This window comes from Streptacidiphilus jeojiense (assembly GCF_000719095.1).
Lineage (GTDB): Bacteria > Actinomycetota > Actinomycetes > Streptomycetales > Streptomycetaceae > Streptacidiphilus > Streptacidiphilus jeojiensis.
Window position 1 is genome coordinate 1 of the sequence record NZ_JOEH01000140.1, and the last position, 204, is coordinate 204.

The window sequence follows — 204 nt, forward strand, 5'->3', positions numbered from 1 at the left end:
CCGTGCCGTCGCCGCCGGAGACGCCGTGGTCGCCCCGGCACTGACCCGACGGCTGCTCGACACCTTCATGGAGCACGTCCCCGACCCCGAGGGAGCCGATGGCCAGACCGATCCACGGGTGGCCGACCTGACCGGGCGCGAACGCGAGGTACTACAGGCCGTGGCCGAGGGCCTGACCAACACCGAGATCGCCCAGCGCCTGGT

1 protein-coding gene is annotated in these 204 nt (G+C 72.5%); it reads left to right on the top strand.

Translation table 11 applies throughout. The features are described from left to right. The coding region (locus tag IF29_RS0141385; RefSeq protein WP_030267814.1) for a LuxR C-terminal-related transcriptional regulator at positions 1 to 204 on the top strand (204 nt) is incomplete at both ends.